Below are 17,808 nucleotides of genomic sequence, written 5' to 3' on the forward strand. Positions count from 1 at the left end.
ACGATTGCGCAACGATTTTTTACGTTGCGCAATTGGGGTTAACCAACAGCGCGGATGGCGTTAATTAATCCAGCCACACCTTTTTCCAGTTTCGAACGTGGGCAGCCGGCATTGAGTCGGACAAAACCACGACCTTCTTCACCGTAGGTATATCCCGGCATGATCGCGATCTTTTCTTGCTCGATAAGCGCTTTTTGCAACGCGTTGTCGTCAATATTCAACGGACGTAGATCAAGCCAGGCCAGATAAGTGGATTGCGGGATCTGCCAGTTGAGTTCAGGAAACGCAGCGTTCATTTTATCTGCGATATACGTCAGGTTATCTTTCAGATAGACGCGTAAGGCATCCAGCCATGGTGCGCCTTGCTGATAGGCGGCGATATGAGCAGTTAACGCCAGTACCGAAGGGGAAGAAAGCCCATCACGTCCTTTCAGTGCCGATAAATAGGCATCGCGGCTACTGCTATTTTCTATAATCCCGTAAGCACCGGTCAGGGCGGGAATATTGAAACTTTTTGATCCCGACGTTAGCAACGCCCAGTCTCCGCGCGCCACATTACTCCAGGGAATATGCGGCTGCTCGCCCCAAACCATATCCATATGGATTTCATCGGAAATAACCCGCACACCATGACGCTCGCACAGGTCAGCCATGATCTCCAGCTCATCGCACGTCCACACTTTCCCGGTAGGATTCTGTGGGCTACACAGGAGCATAATTTTACATTCTGGTTTCGCCAGCACGGCTTCCAGCTTGCCCATATCGCAAAACCAGCCGTCAGGCTGCTTCTCTAAAGCAACGGGCATTACTGTGCGCTGGTTACCTTCAATGGCCTTGTAAAATGCGTCATAGGCGGGTGTGTGGATCACCACGCCTTCACCTGTTTCAGACCACTGACGAATCAGTTCTGAAACCATATAGATAACAGAAGGGCCATACACCACCGACTGAGGATCGATGGCGGTGTAATGCTGGGTGGAAAACCAGTGGGCAATAGCCGCGAGAAACTCATCGTTTTTCCAGCGGCTGTAGCCAAACACGCCGTGTATCAGGCGCTGATTCAGCGCCTCGATAATGCAGGGGGCAGTGGCAAAATCCATGTCTGAAATCGTGAACGGTAACAGGTCAGCAGTGCCGAAACGGTCAGCGACATAATCCCACTGCGTACACCATGTGCCATGACGATCCACGACCTTTGAAAAATCGAACATATCTTATCCTTATGCCTGGACAGTATGCATCAGACCGGCCATTTCATCTTTTACTGACTGAACTTGTGGCCCGATAACAACCTGCAGGTTATGTTGATTAAGTTGTACTACGCCAATTGCCCGATTGTCCTTCAGTGCCTGCACATTAACAAGCGACATATCTTTTACAGACAAACGCAGACGCGTAATGCAGTTATCGAGGCTGACAATATTGTCGGCACCGCCTAAGGCTTCGAGGATTGCCGGAACGTTGTAACCTGATTTACCCGGCGCACCGGCAACGGCTTTTTCGATTGAACTGGCAACTTCACTATCGCGCCCCGGGGTTTTGAGATTGAAGCGGGTGATAGCGAAACGGAAGATGATGTAGTAAACGACAAACCAGATTGCCGCCACTACTGGCACCATGTACCACTTGGTTGACAGACCATGCAAAATACCGAACACCACAAAGTCGATGATATTGCCGTCGGTATTACCGATGGTGACGCCGAGCACAGACATGACAGTGAAGCCGAGGCCGGTTAACAGCGCGTGGATGACATACAGAACTGGCGCTACGAACAGGAACAGGAATTCCAGCGGTTCGGTCGTGCCGCCAACGACACAGGCGATCAGGCCAGAAATCAGCAGACCTTTAATTTTATGGCGATTTTCCGGGCGCGCACAGTGATACATAGCTAACGCTGCACCTGGCAGACCGCCGAGAAACGCAGGCATTTTACCTTGCGAAAGGAAACGCGTGGCGCTTTCAGAAAAACCGTGAGTGGTTGGGCAACTCAATTGCGCCTGGAAGATGGTCAGTGCACCGCTGACGGTTTGACCGCAGACTTCCTGCGTGCCGCCTGCGTCGGTAAAGCGAATTAATGCCACCAGAATGTGATGCAGACCAAACGGCAACAGCAGACGTTCACCGGTACCAAACAGCATCGGTCCGAAATCTCCCGCGCTGTTGATCATATGGCCTAAGCCGCTAATACCCATGGCGAAAATCGGCCAGACTAATGGAATCACCAGGCCGACAAGACCCATCACTAGCGAGGAGATGATTGGTACGAAGCGCGTACCGCCGAAGAATGCCAGCGCATCCGGCAGGCGGATATTATGGAATCGCTCATGCAGCATCCAGACGATAATACCGGCGATCACCGCACCGAGGATCCCGGTGTCGATCGACTGGATCCCAAGAATGCTCTGGATGTTATTGGCTTTCAGAACTGCGGCGTCCGTGGTTGGCAGAATGCCTTTATTGGTCAACCAGAAGTTTACCGCGAGGTTCATTACCGCATAACCGACGAAGCCAGCGAATGCCGCTACGCCTTTGTTTTCGCGTGCCAGACCCAGCGGGATGGCGATACAGAACATGACTGGCAGGAAACTAAAAGCAAACGAGCCAATCTTACTCATCCAGGTAAAGATAGCCTGCAACACGGGGTTGCCCAGGACCGGGATCAGGGTGATGACATCATGGCTGCTAAGAGAACTACCAATGCCGAGCATAATGCCGCAGAACGACAATAATGCCACGGGTAACATGAAGGTTTTGCCTAACTGCTGGAAGAACTCCCACAGCGTGACTTTCGGTGCTGTTTTCGCCGTCATAAAACGACTCCTCGTAGAGAACAATCTGGATTCAATAAATTGCGCGAGAAGATAAAACGTTTTATCAAATTTTAGTTAGGCATAAATCACATTACACAACGATAATAGCGGGTATAAGATAAATAAAAGGTAAAACGTTTTATCTGTCACATAATCAGGGAGTAGGTCATCTGCATGGCTACCGCCAAAAAAATAACCATTCATGATGTTGCGCTGGCTGCGGGCGTGTCGGTAAGTACCGTTTCGCTGGTGCTTAGTGGCAAAGGGCGAATCTCTACCGCCACAGGAGAACGCGTTAACGCCGCCATTGAAGAGCTGGGATTTGTGCGCAATCGCCAGGCGTCGGCGCTGCGCGGCGGGCAAAGCGGCGTCATTGGTTTGATCGTCCGTGATTTATCTGCGCCGTTTTACGCCGAATTGACGGCCGGATTGACGGAAGCTCTGGAAGCGCAGGGACGGATGGTTTTTTTGCTTCACGGCGGTAAAGACGGCGAGCAGCTGGCACAGCGGTTTTCACTATTACTGAATCAGGGTGTCGATGGTGTGGTCATTGCCGGGGCTGCAGGAAGCAGCGATGACCTGCGACGGATAGCAGAAGAAAAAGCTATCCCGGTGATTTTCGCTTCCCGTGCCAGTTATCTTGATGACGTTGATACGGTTCGCCCGGACAACATGCAGGCTGCACAGTTGTTGACGGAGCATCTCATTCGCAATGGGCATCAGCGTATCGCCTGGCTGGGAGGACAAAGTTCCTCATTAACCCGGGCAGAACGGGTGGGGGGCTATTGTGCGACTCTACTAAAATTTGGCCTGCCGTTTCACAGCGATTGGGTGCTGGAGTGCACTTCCAGCCAGAAGCAAGCCGCGGAAGCTATCACGGCGCTTTTACGTCATAACCCGACCATCAGCGCCGTGGTTTGCTATAACGAAACTATTGCGATGGGGGCATGGTTTGGTTTGCTGAAAGCAGGAAGGCAAAGCGGGGAAAGCGGAGTCGATCGTTACTTTGAGCAACAGGTTTCGCTGGCGGCATTTACCGATGCAACGCCAACCACACTTGATGATATACCCGTTACCTGGGCCAGCACGCCAGCGCGGGAACTTGGTACCACACTTGCGGATCGCATGATGCAAAAAATCACCCATGAAGAGACGCATTCTAGCAATCTTATTATTCCTGCCCGGCTCATTGCGGAGAAATAATCCTCTCTTTATCTGCTATACCTGGTAGTGTCCTTTCCTCAAGGTTAATGATAAAAAATGTGGCACACAGGCGGTGCCTTTTATTTTTACTGAAGTTCACAGGAGGTTTATGTGTTTAATTCTGACAACCTGAGACTCGACGGAAAATGCGCCATCATTACAGGTGCGGGTGCAGGTATTGGTAAAGAAATCGCCATTACATTCGCGACAGCTGGCGCATCTGTGGTGGTCAGTGATATTAACGCCGATGCAGCTAATCATGTTGTAAATGAAATTCAACAACTGGGTGGTCAGGCATTTGCCTGCCGCTGCGATATTACTTCCGAACAGGAACTCTCTGCACTGGCAGACTTTGCCGTCAGTAAGTTGGGTAAAGTTGATATCCTGGTTAACAACGCCGGTGGCGGTGGGCCTAAACCGTTTGATATGCCAATGGCAGATTTTCGCCGCGCTTATGAACTGAATGTATTTTCTTTTTTCCATCTGTCACAACTTGTTGCGCCAGAAATGGAAAAAAATGGCGGTGGCGTTATTCTGACCATTACTTCTATGGCGGCAGAAAATAAAAATATAAACATGACCTCCTATGCATCATCTAAAGCTGCGGCCAGTCATCTGGTCAGAAATATGGCGTTTGACCTGGGTGAAAAAAATATTCGGGTGAATGGCATTGCACCGGGGGCAATATTAACCGATGCCCTGAAATCCGTTATTACACCAGAGATTGAACAGAAAATGTTGCAACACACACCAATCAGACGTCTGGGCCAACCGCAAGATATTGCTAACGCGGCGCTGTTCCTTTGCTCGCCTGCAGCCAGCTGGGTAAGCGGACAAATTCTCACCGTCTCCGGTGGTGGGGTACAGGAACTCAATTAATACACTAACGAACCGGTAAACAGCCGTATGTGTTGTTTACCGGGATAGCGTGTGCAACTCGTCAACGTCTCTGCTAAACAACTGGCAGCCAAATCACGGCTATTGGTTAACCAATAGCCGGATAAAAAGCTTACGAATTGAGTGTGCCTTCGCACTATTCAACAGCAATGATAGGCGCTCACCTGACAACGCGGTAAACTAGTTATTCATGCTAACTATAATGGTTTAATGATGGATAACATGCAGACTGAAGCACAACCGACACGGACCCGGATCCTCAATGCTGCCAGAGAGATTTTTTCAGAAAATGGATTTCACAGTGCCTCGATGAAAGCCATCTGTAAATCCTGCGCCATTAGTCCCGGGACGCTCTATCACCATTTCATCTCCAAAGAAGCCTTGATTCAGGCGATTATCTTACAGGACCAGGAGAGGGCGCTGGCCCGTTTCCGGGAACCGATTGAAGGGATTCATTTCGTTGACTATATGGTCGAGTCTATTGTCTCTCTCACCCATGAAGCCTTTGGGCAACGAGCGCTGGTGGTCGAAATTATGGCGGAAGGGATGCGTAACCCACAGGTCGCCGCCATGCTTAAAAATAAGCATATGACGATCACGGAATTTGTTGCCCAGCGGATGCGTGATGCCCAGCAAAAAGGCGAGATAAGCCCAGATATCAACACGGCAATGACTTCACGTTTACTGCTGGATCTGACCTACGGTGTACTGGCCGATATCGAAGCGGAAGATCTGGCGCGTGAAGCGTCGTTTGCTCAGGGATTACGCGCGATGATTGGCGGTATATTAACCGCATCCTGATCCTCTCTCTCTTTCCGCGGGCTGGTGACAACTGAGCCCGCGTTTCATATCGTAATTTCTCTGTGCAAAAATCATCCTCCCAGGGATCGGAGAATCCCACCTAAATATTCATCGTAGCAATATATCATGAGGGTTTATCGCTCCCAATATGTTCGAACGAACGTTCGATTGCTTATTTTGTGGCTTCTGTCAACGCTGTTTTAAAGATTAATGCGATCAATATCACGCTGTGGGTATTGCAGTTTTTGGTTTTTTGATCGCGGTGTCAGTTCTTTTTATTTCCATTTCTCTTCCATGGGTTTCTCACAGATAACTGTGTGCAACACAGAATTGGTTAACTAATCAGATTAAAGGTTGACCAGTATTTTTATCTTAATGAGGAGTCCCTTATGTTACGTCCTGTAGAAACCCCAACCCGTGAAATCAAAAAACTCGACGGCCTGTGGGCATTCAGTCTGGATCGCGAAAACTGTGGAATTGATCAGCGTTGGTGGGAAAGCGCGTTACAAGAAAGCCGGGCAATTGCTGTGCCGGGCAGTTTTAACGATCAGTTCGCCGATGCAGATATTCGTAATTATGTGGGCAACGTCTGGTATCAGCGCGAAGTCTTTATACCGAAAGGTTGGGCGGGCCAGCGTATTGTACTGCGTTTCGATGCGGTCACTCATTACGGCAAAGTGTGGGTAAATAATCAGGAAGTGATGGAGCATCAGGGCGGCTATACGCCATTTGAAGCCGATGTCACTCCGTATGTTATTGCCGGGAAAAGTGTACGTATCACTGTTTGTGTGAACAACGAACTGAACTGGCAGACTATCCCGCCGGGAATGGTGATTACCGACGAAAACGGCAAGAAAAAGCAGTCTTACTTTCATGATTTCTTTAACTACGCCGGGATCCATCGCAGCGTAATGCTCTACACCACGCCGAATACCTGGGTGGACGATATCACCGTGGTGACGCATGTCGCGCAAGACTGTAACCACGCATCTGTTGACTGGCAGGTGGGGGCAAATGGTGATGTCAGCGTTGAACTGCGTGATGCGGATCAACAGGTGGTTGCAACTGGACAAGGCACCAGCGGGACTTTGCAAGTAGTGAATCCGCACCTCTGGCAACCGGGTGAAGGTTATCTCTATGAACTGTGCGTCACAGCCAAAAGCCAGACAGAGTGTGATATCTACCTGCTGCGCGTCGGTATCCGGTCAGTGGCAGTGAAGGGCGAACAGTTCCTGATCAACCACAAACCGTTCTACTTTACTGGCTTTGGTCGTCATGAAGATGCGGATTTGCGCGGCAAAGGATTCGATAACGTGCTGATGGTGCACGATCACGCACTAATGGACTGGATTGGGGCCAACTCCTACCGTACCTCGCATTACCCTTACGCTGAAGAGATGCTCGACTGGGCAGATGAACATGGCATCGTGGTGATTGATGAAACTGCAGCTGTCGGCTTTAACCTCTCTTTAGGCATTGGTTTCGAAGCGGGCAACAAGCCGAAAGAACTGTACAGCGAAGAGGCAGTCAACGGGGAAACCCAGCAGGCGCACTTACAGGCGATTAAAGAGCTGATTGCGCGTGACAAAAACCACCCAAGCGTGGTGATGTGGAGTATTGCCAACGAACCGGATACCCGTCCGCAAGGTGCACGGGAATATTTTGCGCCACTGGCGGAAGCAACGCGTAAACTCGACCCGACGCGTCCGATCACCTGTGTCAATGTAATGTTCTGCGACGCTCACACCGATACCATCAGCGATCTCTTTGATGTGCTGTGCCTGAACCGTTATTACGGTTGGTATGTCCAAAGCGGCGATTTGGAAACGGCAGAGAAGGTACTGGAAAAAGAACTTCTGGCCTGGCAGGAGAAACTGCATCAGCCGATTATCATCACCGAATACGGCGTGGATACGTTAGCCGGCCTGCACTCAATGTACACCGACATGTGGAGTGAAGAGTATCAGTGCGCCTGGCTGGATATGTATCACCGCGTCTTTGATCGCGTCAGCGCTGTCGTCGGTGAGCAGGTATGGAATTTCGCCGATTTTGCGACCTCGCAAGGCATATTGCGCGTTGGCGGTAACAAGAAAGGGATCTTCACTCGCGACCGCAAACCGAAGTCTGCGGCTTTTCTGCTGCAAAAACGCTGGACCGGCATGAACTTCGGTGAAAAACCGCAGCAGGGAGGCAAACAATGAATCAACAACTCTCCTGGCGCGCCATCGTCGGCTACAGCCTCGGTGACGTCGCCAATAACTTCGCCTTCGCAATGGGGGCGCTCTTCCTGTTGAGTTACTACACCGACGTCGCTGGCGTCGGTGCCGCTGCGGCGGGCACCATGCTGTTACTGGTGCGGGTATTCGATGCCTTCGCCGATGTCTTTGCCGGACGAGTGGTGGACAGTGTGAATACCCGATGGGGAAAATTCCGCCCGTTTTTACTCTTCGGTACTGCGCCGTTAATGATCTTCAGCGTGCTGGTATTCTGGGTGCCGACCGACTGGAGCCATAGCAGCAAAGTTGTGTATGCATATTTGACCTACATGGGACTCGGGCTTTGCTACAGCCTGGTGAATATTCCTTATGGTTCACTTGCTACCGCGATGACCCAACAACCACAATCCCGCGCCCGTCTGGGCGCGGCTCGCGGGATTGCCGCTTCATTGACTTTTGTCTGCCTGGCATTTCTGATAGGACCGAGCATTAAGAACTCCAGCCCGGAAGAGATGGTGTCGGTATATCATTTCTGGACAATTGTGCTGGCGATTGCCGGAATGGTGCTTTACTTCATCTGCTTCAAATCGACGCGTGAGAATGTGGTACGTATCGTGGCGCAGCCGTCATTGAAGATCAGTCTGCAAACCCTGAAACGGAATCGCCCGCTGTTTATGTTGTGCATCGGTGCGCTGTGTGTGCTGATTTCGACCTTCGCGGTCAGCGCCTCGTCGTTGTTCTACGTGCGCTATGTGTTAAATGATACCGGGCTGTTCACTGTGCTGGTACTGGTGCAAAACCTGGTCGGTACTGTGGCATCGGCACCGCTGGTGCCGGGGATGGTCGCGAGGATCGGTAAAAAGAATACCTTCCTGATTGGCGCTTTGCTGGGAACCTGCGGTTATCTGCTGTTCTTCTGGGTTTCCGTCTGGTCACTGCCGGTGGCGTTGGTTGCGTTGGCCATCGCATCAATTGGCCAGGGCGTTACCATGACCGTGATGTGGGCACTGGAAGCTGATACCGTAGAATACGGTGAATACCTGACCGGCGTGCGAATTGAAGGGCTCACCTATTCACTATTCTCATTTACCCGTAAATGCGGTCAGGCAATCGGAGGTTCAATTCCTGCCTTTATTTTGGGATTAAGCGGATATATCGCCAATCAGGCGCAAACGCCGGAAGTTATTATGGGCATCCGCACATCAATTGCCTTAGTACCTTGCGGATTTATGCTACTGGCATTCGTCATTATCTGGTTTTATCCGCTCACGGATAAAAAATTCAAAGAAATCGTTGTTGAAATTGATAATCGTAAAAAAGTTCAGCAGCAATTAATCAACGATATCACTAGTTAATATTCAATAAAAATAATCAGAACATCAAAGGTGCAACTATGAGAAAAATAGTGGCCATGGCCGTTATTTGCCTGACGGCTGCCTCTGGCCTTACCTCTGCTTACGCGGCGCAACCGGCTGACGATGAAGCGGGACTACGCATCAGACTGAAAAACGAATTACGCAGGGCTGATAAGCCCAGTGCTGGCACGGGAAGAGATATTTACGCATGGGTACAGGGAGGATTGCTCGATTTCAATAGTGGTTATTATTCCAATATTATTGGCGTTGAAGGCGGGGCGTATTATGTTTATAAATTAGGTGCTCGTGCTGATATGAGTACCCGGTGGTATCTTGATGGTGATAAAAGTTTTGGCTTTGCCCTGGGGACAGTAAAAATAAAACCCAGTGAAAATAGCCTGCTAAAATTAGGTCGCTTCGGGACGGATTATAGTTATGGTAGCTTACCTTATCGTATTCCGTTAATGGCTGGCAGTTCGCAACGTACATTACCGACTGTTTCTGAAGGAGCATTAGGTTATTGGGCTTTAACGCCAAATATTGATCTGTGGGGAATGTGGCGTTCACGAGTATTTTTATGGACCGATTCAACAACCGGTATTCGTGATGAAGGGGTTTATAACAGCCAGACGGGAAAATACGATAAACATCGCGCACGTTCTTTTTTAGCCGCCAGTTGGCATGATGATACCAGTCGCTATTCTCTGGGGGCATCGGTACAGAAAGATGTTTCCAATCAGATACAAAGTATTCTCGAGAAAAGCATACCGCTTGACCCGAATTATACGTTGAAAGGGGAGTTGCTCGGCTTTTACGCGCAACTTGAAGGTTTAAGTCGTAATACCAGCCAGCCCAATGAAACGGCGTTAGTTAGTGGACAATTGACCTGGAATGCGCCGTGGGGAAGCGTATTTGGCAGTGGTGGTTATTTGCGCCATGCAATGAATGGTGCCGTGGTGGATACCGACATTGGCTATCCCTTTTCATTAAGTCTTGATCGTAACCGTGAAGGAATGCAGTCCTGGCAATTGGGCGTCAACTATCGTTTAACTCCGCAATTTACGCTGACATTTGCACCGATTGTGACCCGCGGCTATGAATCCAGTAAACGAGATGTGCGGATTGAAGGCGCGGGTATCTTAGGGGGTATGAACTATCGGGTCAGCGAAGGGCCGTTACAAGGGATGAATTTCTTTCTTGCTGCCGATAAAGGGCGGGAAAAGCGCGATGGCAGTACGCTGGGCGATCGCCTGAATTACTGGGATGTGAAAATGAGTATTCAGTATGACTTTATGCTGAAGTAAGAAAAAACGCCGGAGAGAAAAATCTCCGGCGTTTTGGCTGTGAATTACTGCTGCGGAATAGCGGGTACAGCCGGAACGTTTAATGCCGGCATCGCAAACATACCCACGAAATCTTCCAGTGGCATTTTCTGCCCGTTTAACGTTATCTGACCGTTAGCATATTGCAGGCTGGTGGTGATGGTATTGTCCTGCAAGGTGGTCAGACGGAACATCTGCCCCATTGCTGATGCACCTTCAACTTGCTGTTTCGCCAGTTTTTTCGCTTGATCTTCCTGATAACCTTCCAGCTTCGCTACCTGAGTCATCAACTCAGTTGCCATATCCACCGGAATGGTCAGTTTCGCATCCAGAGATTTAACCGAGCGGTCCACTTCCTGCGCCAGCGTTTGCGGCGCTTCTTTAGTCGTTGCCGGATCTTTCAGGAACAGCGACAGATTCAGCGCACTTTCACCCTGACTGTTTTTCCAGCTTAGCGGCGCGATAGTAATCACCGGATCGCCTTTCAGCATCAGCGGCAGAGCGCTAAAGAAGGCTTCCGTCACTTTCTCCTGATAAAGTTCGGGATTGTTGGCAATTTCTGGCTGTGCCAGCAGCGCCTGAGTTTGTGCGTTATATTGCTGGCTAAACTGATGCCAGGCTTCGCCATCAATTTGGCCGACTTTTAAAGTCAGCTTGCCACTGCCCAGATCCTGATTCTGTACCTTCAGGCTGTTTAGCGAGTAATCCAGTTGGCTATTGACCGTTTTACCGTCATTGACCAGATCCGATTTACCGCTGATCTCCATGCCTTCCAGCAGTGCCAGTTCTTTGCCCTCCACTGAAATGGTCATTTTTTCCAGCGACAGTTTTTGGTTTCCTACGCGCTCACCAAAACTTGCCAGCGTGCTGGAACCGTCGGTTTTCAGATTATTAAAGGTTAACTGCACTTTCTGGTTGTATTCGTTAACCGCGTCTATCCGACCACTTTGCGCCTCCCCGGAAAGGGAGATAGCTTTGCCGTCTCTGTCTGCATTTAACTGGAACTCGCCGCCGCTAAAGGCGACTTTTTCATCCTTTTGCTCGTAATTCAGTGGCTTGAGCGAAATGTCGGAACTGGAATCTCCGCTGTAACCAATGCGGGAGTTAATCTCAAAAGGCGTTTCACCTTTTGCCATATCAAACAGTGGTTTGCTTACTTCGTTATTAACCAGCGTGGTTTGAATTGATGCCATCGACGGGATCAGGTTCAGTTTTTTAAGCTGGGCAAGCGGGAAGGGACCATGATCAACCGATTCGTTGAAGATGACGCTCTGACCGCTTTTAATCCACGGATTTACTTTTCCGGCAATGGGTTTCACCAACAGTTGCAACTGGCTGCTGAATACGCCGCGATGATAGTTTTGATAACTGACTTCCAGGTTGGATTCAGGAGCTGTCAGTTTGAGTTGCGCGTTCGCCTGCGCGACCATGTCTTCGAGATGGGTTTCAATCTTCTTGCCTGTATACCATGCGCCGCCTGTCAAGACTACGCCTAGCGCAACAATGACGCCTACCGCTACCAGCGATTTATTCATAATGATTATCCATAAAATGAAATCAGGCGGACTGGCCGCCTGAAGGTGTTATAAGCCTTTAATAAGCTTAGCAAGAGATGTTAATTTTTTCAGTAAGCTCTTACAGCTTGTTGTAAACACGCGCTAAACGGCCGTGGCCTTTGACAGTCACCGGTGATTCGTTGGCGGCAATAAACGCTGATTCACCCGGTTTAAGCTGTAACTGCTGAGAACCTTTACACAGCGTTGCATCGCCTTCGACGCAGAACAAAATGGCGGCACTCTGCTGGCTGATGGTGGTTTCTTTATCACTAAGGTCATGCAACGAGAAGGCAAAATCATCCACAGGAATCGGGAAGTCCAGTTCTGCACCTTGTTTCACCGGCTGGGTCAACAACTGGTTAGCCGGTTTGGCTTCGAACTTCACGTTGGCAACCAGTTCCGGAATATCAATGTATTTAGGCGTCAGACCTGCACGCAGCACGTTATCGGAGTTCGCCATCACTTCCAGCGCCACGCCTTGCAGGTAAGCGTGCGGTGTTTCAGCGAACAGGAACATCGCTTCGCCAGGATTCAATTTCACCACATTCAGCAACAGCGGGGAGAACAGACCGCTGTCTTCCGGGTAAAATTCAGAAATTAAACGAATCGTTTGCCATGGTTCACCCTGCTGGCTGTCGAGGGCCGATTTTAAAATCGCCAGCGCGCGGGATTTTTCTTCACCCTGCATATTCAACAGGCTGGCGAACAGTTCGCTTAAACGTTCGGCATCAGGCTGTTGTAAAAAGTGAGCAATCGCCGGATGTGCACCTGCGACCGGCTGGAGCAGGGAGACAATCTCGGAAAACTCACGAAACGCGTTCATCGCGAGGAAAGGGGTCAGGGCGAAAACCAGCTCAGGCTTGTGATTAGGATCTTTATAGTTACGCTCAGCGGCATCCATCGGAATACCTGCAGCATTTTCTTTGGCAAAACCGATTTCAGAATTGCGTTTGTTTGGATGAACCTGAATAGAGAGCGGCTGGGCTGCGCATAATACTTTGAACAGGAAAGGCAACTCGCCAAAGCGTTTGGCAACGGCATCTCCCAAAAGAGTCGCTTTATCACTCTCAATCACATCACGCAGTGAAACGATATCTCCTGTGGCATCGTGCACACGTGAACTGCTCTTTGGATGCGCGCCCATCCACAACTCGGCCATCGGCTGGCTGGACGGATTTTCCATACCATAAAGTTCAGTCAACGCCGTTTTGCTGCCCCAGGCATAGTTTTGCACTGAGTTAATGAGTTTTTGCATGATCAATCCCTGTTTTAATGTGGAAATTAATCCCGCTATTAAAGCAAGAATCCTACGGGAAGTAACCTGGAGCCGCAAAAAGTCGTACTAGTCTCAGTTTTTGTTAAAAAAGTGTGTAGGATATTGTTACTCGCTTTTAACAGGGCAACGGAACACCCGCCCAGAGCATAACCAAACCAGGCAGTAAGTGAGAGAACAATGTCAAACAAACCCTTTCATTATCAGGCTCCTTTTCCACTCAAAAAAGATGATACTGAGTATTACCTGCTAACCAGCGAACACGTTAGCGTATCTGAATTTGAAGGGCAGGAGATTTTGAAAGTCGCACCCGAAGCGTTAACTCTGTTGGCGCGTCAGGCGTTTCATGATGCGTCATTTATGCTGCGTCCGGCTCACCAACAACAGGTGGCCGACATTCTGCGTGACCCGGAGGCCAGCGAAAATGATAAATATGTGGCGCTGCAATTTCTGCGTAACTCCGACATCGCGGCAAAAGGCGTTCTGCCAACCTGTCAGGATACCGGCACCGCGATTATTGTTGGTAAAAAAGGGCAGCGTGTATGGACCGGTGGCGGTGATGAAGCAGCGCTGGCGCGCGGTGTTTATAACACTTATATCGAGGATAATCTGCGCTACTCGCAAAACGCGCCGCTGGATATGTATAAAGAGGTGAATACCGGCACCAACTTGCCAGCGCAGATCGATCTTTATGCCGTTGATGGCGACGAGTACAAATTCCTCTGTATCGCCAAAGGTGGCGGTTCGGCAAACAAGACGTATCTCTATCAGGAAACCAAAGCGTTACTGACGCCGGGAAAACTGAAAAATTACCTGGTTGAGAAGATGCGCACGCTGGGTACGGCGGCCTGTCCTCCGTATCATATTGCGTTCGTTATTGGTGGAACTTCTGCAGAAACGAATCTTAAAACGGTGAAACTCGCTTCCGCTAAATACTATGATGAACTGCCAACGGAAGGGAATGAGCACGGTCAGGCGTTCCGCGATGTGGAACTGGAAAAAGAATTGCTGATCGAAGCGCAAAATCTTGGTCTGGGTGCGCAGTTTGGTGGTAAATACTTCGCTCATGACATCCGCGTGATTCGCCTGCCACGTCACGGCGCATCCTGCCCGGTCGGTATGGGCGTCTCCTGTTCTGCTGACCGTAATATCAAAGCGAAGATCAACCGTCAGGGGATCTGGATCGAAAAACTGGAACATAATCCAGGCAAATATATCCCGGAAGAGCTGCGCAAAGCAGGAGAAGGCGAAGCGGTGCGCGTTGACCTCAACCGTCCGATGAAAGAGATCCTCGCACAGTTGTCGCAGTATCCCGTTTCTACACGCTTATCGCTTAACGGCACGATTATCGTCGGTCGTGATATTGCTCACGCCAAACTGAAAGAGCGGATGGATAACGGTGAAGGGCTGCCGCAGTACATTAAAGATCATCCGATTTACTACGCGGGTCCGGCCAAAACGCCGGAAGGTTATGCCTCCGGTTCTCTTGGCCCAACGACCGCCGGACGGATGGATTCTTATGTCGATCAACTGCAAGCGCAGGGCGGAAGTATGATCATGCTGGCGAAAGGCAACCGCAGCCAGCAGGTGACGGATGCCTGTAAAAAACACGGCGGCTTCTACCTCGGCAGTATCGGTGGTCCGGCAGCTGTATTGGCGCAGGGAAGTATTAAGAGCCTGGAATGTGTTGAATATCCGGAACTAGGAATGGAAGCCATCTGGAAAATTGAAGTGGAAGATTTCCCGGCGTTTATCCTTGTGGATGATAAAGGAAATGACTTCTTCCAGCAGATACAACTCACACAATGCACCCGCTGTGTGAAATAAACAGAGCCGCCCTTCGGGGCGGTTTTTTTACATGGCACGAAAGACCAAACGTTTGTTATCAAATGGTAAATAATGAGTGAGCTAAAAGTTGCTTAACGAAAGCAAAACAGAAAGAAAAAATTAATCAGGTGAGGAGCAGGCCATGAATACAGTACGCAGCGAAAAAGATTCGATGGGAGCGATTGATGTCCCGGCAGATAAGCTGTGGGGCGCACAAACTCAACGCTCGCTGGAGCATTTCCGCATTTCGACGGAGAAAATGCCCACCTCACTGATTCATGCGCTGGCGCTAACCAAGCGCGCAGCGGCAAAAGTTAATGAAGATTTAGGCTTGTTGTCTGAAGAGAAAGCGAGCGCCATTCGGCAGGCGGCGGATGAAGTACTGGCAGGACAGCATGACGACGAATTCCCGCTGGCTATCTGGCAGACCGGCTCCGGCACGCAAAGTAACATGAACATGAACGAAGTGCTGGCTAACCGGGCCAGTGAATTACTCGGCGGCGTGCGCGGGATGGAACGTAAAGTTCACCCTAACGACGACGTGAACAAAAGCCAAAGTTCCAACGATGTCTTTCCGACGGCGATGCACGTTGCGGCGCTGCTGGCGCTGCGCAAGCAACTCATTCCACAACTTAAAACCCTGACCCAGACGCTGAGTGAAAAATCCCGCGCATTTGCCGATATCGTCAAAATCGGTCGTACCCACTTGCAGGACGCCACGCCGTTAACGCTGGGGCAGGAGATTTCCGGCTGGGTAGCGATGCTGGAGCATAATCTCAAACATATCGAATACAGCCTGCCTCACGTAGCGGAACTGGCTCTGGGCGGTACAGCGGTGGGTACTGAACTAAATACCCATCCGGAATATGCGCGTCGCGTAGCAGATGAACTGGCAGTCATTACCTGTGCACCGTTTGTTACCGCGCCGAACAAATTTGAAGCGCTGGCGACCTGTGATGCCCTGGTTCAGGCGCACGGCGCATTGAAAGGGTTGGCTGCGTCACTGATGAAAATTGCCAATGATGTCCGCTGGCTGGCCTCTGGCCCGCGCTGCGGAATTGGTGAAATCTCAATCCCGGAAAATGAGCCGGGCAGCTCAATCATGCCAGGGAAAGTGAACCCGACGCAGTGCGAAGCATTAACCATGCTCTGCTGTCAGGTGATGGGGAACGACGTGGCGATCAACATGGGTGGCGCTTCCGGTAACTTTGAACTGAACGTCTTCCGTCCGATGGTGATCCATAATTTCCTGCAATCGGTGCGCTTGCTGGCAGATGGCATGGAAAGTTTCAACAAACACTGCGCAGTGGGCATTGAACCGAATCGTGAGCGAATCAATCAATTACTCAATGAATCGCTGATGCTGGTGACTGCGCTTAACACCCACATTGGTTATGACAAAGCCGCCGAGATCGCCAAAAAAGCGCATAAAGAAGGGCTGACCTTAAAAGCTGCGGCCCTTGCGCTGGGGTATCTTAGCGAAGCCGAGTTTGACCGCTGGGTACGGCCAGAACAGATGGTCGGCAGTATGAAAGCCGGGGGTTAATCTGCAACATACAGGTGCAGCCGTGGAATGATTAAACGAAGCGGCTGCGCCTGTGGTTTATAACGGTGCTGCACATTGTCGGCATCGTAATTTAACAACTCACCAACGTCCGGCACGCCCGCGCCATTATCCCTATTAATCAGTGCAATCAGCGGCGTAGGGCAGGCGTGTTGTACTTGTTTTTGATCTCCTTTGTACCAGACGCGGGCAATCGGCTGCACCTTCACCGGACGTTTGATTTTTAACTTCGCGTTCTGTGGCAGGGCAGCGATATCCTGATATTCTCGCTCCAGTTTTCTTTGCCACTCCTCGCGCGTCCACGGTGCGACACTGCGTGGTGATTTCAGGCTTTTTTCCAGCTGTGCCAGGACTTCATCACGATGCAAATTTTTAATGATATGTTTATTAGCCCAGCCAAAACGTAAAGTGGCGGGGTCGTGCAGAACGGTGAGCGTGCGGTAAGCATTAAGTGTAATCAGCCCCGGCAAATGACGATGCACCCATTCAAAACGTGCCGCGGAGGGGAGTTCTGATTCAACCGTGACGATATGCTCGAACGTGGTCTTGAGTTTATTGATGTGCTGAATATGACTGACTAACGCTGCTTGCGAAAAGTTATCGACCTGGTAACACAACACGCCAGGCAGACGGACAGCGGCCTTGCTGCTGCGATTTTCGGACTGTTGTTGAATAAATAAATGGCGAAAATGACGCAACGCCAGCGATTGCGCGTCGTTGCCGAGATGTTGTTTTACCTCAATACGATTAAGCGGATTATGCTCATCCTCTTTTTTTACCTCCGGCAAAGAGAACACGCGGGCAACCAATAGCTTGTGTTGCTCAAGATGAGCGGCAAATGCAGCCAGCTCTTGTTCCATCTGGCGAAAAGTAGTGTTGAGTCGGTCTACGAGATCGTAACGCGCCATAATATTAACCACTTTAGTTACAACATCCTTATTTTATAGCACAATGGTGGTGACTTGACCACCGTGCGCATAG

Annotated in this window: 13 protein-coding genes; 8 read left to right on the plus strand and 5 right to left on the minus strand. The window is 50.2% G+C overall.

All coding sequences use genetic code 11. The annotated features are described in order from the left end of the window. Positions 1 to 38 precede the first annotated feature (38 nt). Both malY and malX read right to left on the minus strand, forming a co-directional pair. Complete coding sequence (malY, locus tag EAS44_RS12640) at positions 39 to 1,211, minus strand: bifunctional maltose regulon transcriptional repressor/cystathionine beta-lyase MalY (protein ID WP_000459361.1); 1,173 nt, start codon at positions 1,209 to 1,211, stop codon at positions 39 to 41. 9 nt (positions 1,212 to 1,220) lie between these two features. After that, positions 1,221 to 2,813, minus strand: coding sequence for a PTS maltose transporter subunit IICB (malX, locus tag EAS44_RS12645; RefSeq protein WP_000125604.1), 1,593 nt, complete (start codon positions 2,811 to 2,813; stop codon positions 1,221 to 1,223). Between the two features lie 174 nt (positions 2,814 to 2,987). Here malX and malI point away from each other — a divergent pair, with 174 nt between their 5' ends. From malI to uidC, 6 genes are all read left to right on the plus strand, one after another. Further along, the gene (gene malI, locus EAS44_RS12650; protein ID WP_000179505.1) at positions 2,988 to 4,016 is read left to right on the plus strand and encodes a mal regulon transcriptional regulator MalI; all 1,029 of its coding nucleotides are present in this window, start codon (positions 2,988 to 2,990) and stop codon (positions 4,014 to 4,016) included. A 111-nt stretch (positions 4,017 to 4,127) separates the two neighbouring features. Further along, positions 4,128 to 4,895: a 7-alpha-hydroxysteroid dehydrogenase gene (gene hdhA / locus EAS44_RS12655; protein WP_000483379.1), complete on the plus strand. Its 768-nt coding sequence runs from the start codon at positions 4,128 to 4,130 to the stop codon at positions 4,893 to 4,895. 228 nt (positions 4,896 to 5,123) lie between these two features. Next, positions 5,124 to 5,714 carry a DNA-binding transcriptional regulator UidR gene (gene uidR / locus EAS44_RS12660; protein ID WP_000969092.1) on the plus strand — a complete coding sequence of 197 codons (591 nt, stop codon included), beginning with the start codon at positions 5,124 to 5,126 and terminating at the stop codon, positions 5,712 to 5,714. A gap of 389 nt (positions 5,715 to 6,103) precedes the next feature. Beyond that, a complete protein-coding gene (gene uidA / locus EAS44_RS12665) occupies positions 6,104 to 7,915 on the plus strand; it encodes a beta-glucuronidase (RefSeq protein WP_000945903.1) in 1,812 nt (603 codons plus the stop codon). Continuing rightward, entirely contained in the window at positions 7,912 to 9,285 is a 1,374-nt protein-coding gene (gene uidB, locus EAS44_RS12670) for a glucuronide transporter (RefSeq protein WP_001075831.1), read from the plus strand. The genes uidA and uidB overlap by 4 nt, the downstream gene beginning before the upstream one ends. 38 nt (positions 9,286 to 9,323) lie before the next feature. Then, the gene (uidC, locus tag EAS44_RS12675) at positions 9,324 to 10,589 is read left to right on the plus strand and encodes a glucuronide uptake porin UidC (RefSeq protein ID WP_001227066.1); all 1,266 of its coding nucleotides are present in this window, start codon (positions 9,324 to 9,326) and stop codon (positions 10,587 to 10,589) included. A gap of 44 nt (positions 10,590 to 10,633) precedes the next feature. Here uidC and ydgA read toward each other — a convergent pair whose 3' ends face one another. Together ydgA and manA are read right to left on the minus strand one after the other, a co-directional pair. Next, complete coding sequence (gene ydgA / locus EAS44_RS12680; protein WP_001043317.1) at positions 10,634 to 12,142, minus strand: YdgA family protein; 1,509 nt, start codon at positions 12,140 to 12,142, stop codon at positions 10,634 to 10,636. A gap of 100 nt (positions 12,143 to 12,242) precedes the next feature. After that, a complete protein-coding gene (manA, locus tag EAS44_RS12685; RefSeq protein ID WP_001170646.1) occupies positions 12,243 to 13,418 on the minus strand; it encodes a mannose-6-phosphate isomerase in 1,176 nt (391 codons plus the stop codon). Positions 13,419 to 13,616: 198 nt separating this feature from the next. Here manA and fumB point away from each other — a divergent pair, with 198 nt between their 5' ends. Together fumB and fumC are read left to right on the plus strand one after the other, a co-directional pair. Next, positions 13,617 to 15,263, plus strand: coding sequence for a class I fumarate hydratase (gene fumB / locus EAS44_RS12690; protein WP_000066639.1), 1,647 nt, complete (start codon positions 13,617 to 13,619; stop codon positions 15,261 to 15,263). Positions 15,264 to 15,405: 142 nt separating this feature from the next. After that, the gene (fumC, locus tag EAS44_RS12695; RefSeq protein WP_001099093.1) at positions 15,406 to 16,809 is read left to right on the plus strand and encodes a class II fumarate hydratase; all 1,404 of its coding nucleotides are present in this window, start codon (positions 15,406 to 15,408) and stop codon (positions 16,807 to 16,809) included. Here fumC and tus read toward each other — a convergent pair. After that, the gene (tus, locus tag EAS44_RS12700) at positions 16,806 to 17,735 is read right to left on the minus strand and encodes a DNA replication terminus site-binding protein (protein WP_001332131.1); all 930 of its coding nucleotides are present in this window, start codon (positions 17,733 to 17,735) and stop codon (positions 16,806 to 16,808) included. The two genes, fumC and tus, sit on opposite strands and share 4 nt — an antisense overlap. Positions 17,736 to 17,808: the final 73 nt, after the last annotated feature.

The organism is Escherichia coli DSM 30083 = JCM 1649 = ATCC 11775, assembly GCF_003697165.2.
Lineage (GTDB): Bacteria > Pseudomonadota > Gammaproteobacteria > Enterobacterales > Enterobacteriaceae > Escherichia > Escherichia coli.

Excerpts from the sequence above, each read along its gene's own strand:
- malY (WP_000459361.1), bottom strand. The coding sequence starts at position 1,211 with ATGTTCGATTTTTCAAAGGTCGTGGATCGTCATGGCACATGGTGTACG.
- malX (WP_000125604.1), bottom strand. The coding sequence starts at position 2,813 with ATGACGGCGAAAACAGCACCGAAAGTCACGCTGTGGGAGTTCTTCCAG.
- malI (WP_000179505.1), top strand. The coding sequence starts at position 2,988 with ATGGCTACCGCCAAAAAAATAACCATTCATGATGTTGCGCTGGCTGCG.
- uidR (WP_000969092.1), top strand. The coding sequence starts at position 5,124 with ATGATGGATAACATGCAGACTGAAGCACAACCGACACGGACCCGGATC.
- uidA (WP_000945903.1), top strand. The coding sequence starts at position 6,104 with ATGTTACGTCCTGTAGAAACCCCAACCCGTGAAATCAAAAAACTCGAC.
- uidB (WP_001075831.1), top strand. The coding sequence starts at position 7,912 with ATGAATCAACAACTCTCCTGGCGCGCCATCGTCGGCTACAGCCTCGGT.
- uidC (WP_001227066.1), top strand. The coding sequence starts at position 9,324 with ATGAGAAAAATAGTGGCCATGGCCGTTATTTGCCTGACGGCTGCCTCT.
- ydgA (WP_001043317.1), bottom strand. The coding sequence starts at position 12,142 with ATGAATAAATCGCTGGTAGCGGTAGGCGTCATTGTTGCGCTAGGCGTA.
- manA (WP_001170646.1), bottom strand. The coding sequence starts at position 13,418 with ATGCAAAAACTCATTAACTCAGTGCAAAACTATGCCTGGGGCAGCAAA.
- fumB (WP_000066639.1), top strand. The coding sequence starts at position 13,617 with ATGTCAAACAAACCCTTTCATTATCAGGCTCCTTTTCCACTCAAAAAA.
- fumC (WP_001099093.1), top strand. The coding sequence starts at position 15,406 with ATGAATACAGTACGCAGCGAAAAAGATTCGATGGGAGCGATTGATGTC.
- tus (WP_001332131.1), bottom strand. The coding sequence starts at position 17,735 with ATGGCGCGTTACGATCTCGTAGACCGACTCAACACTACTTTTCGCCAG.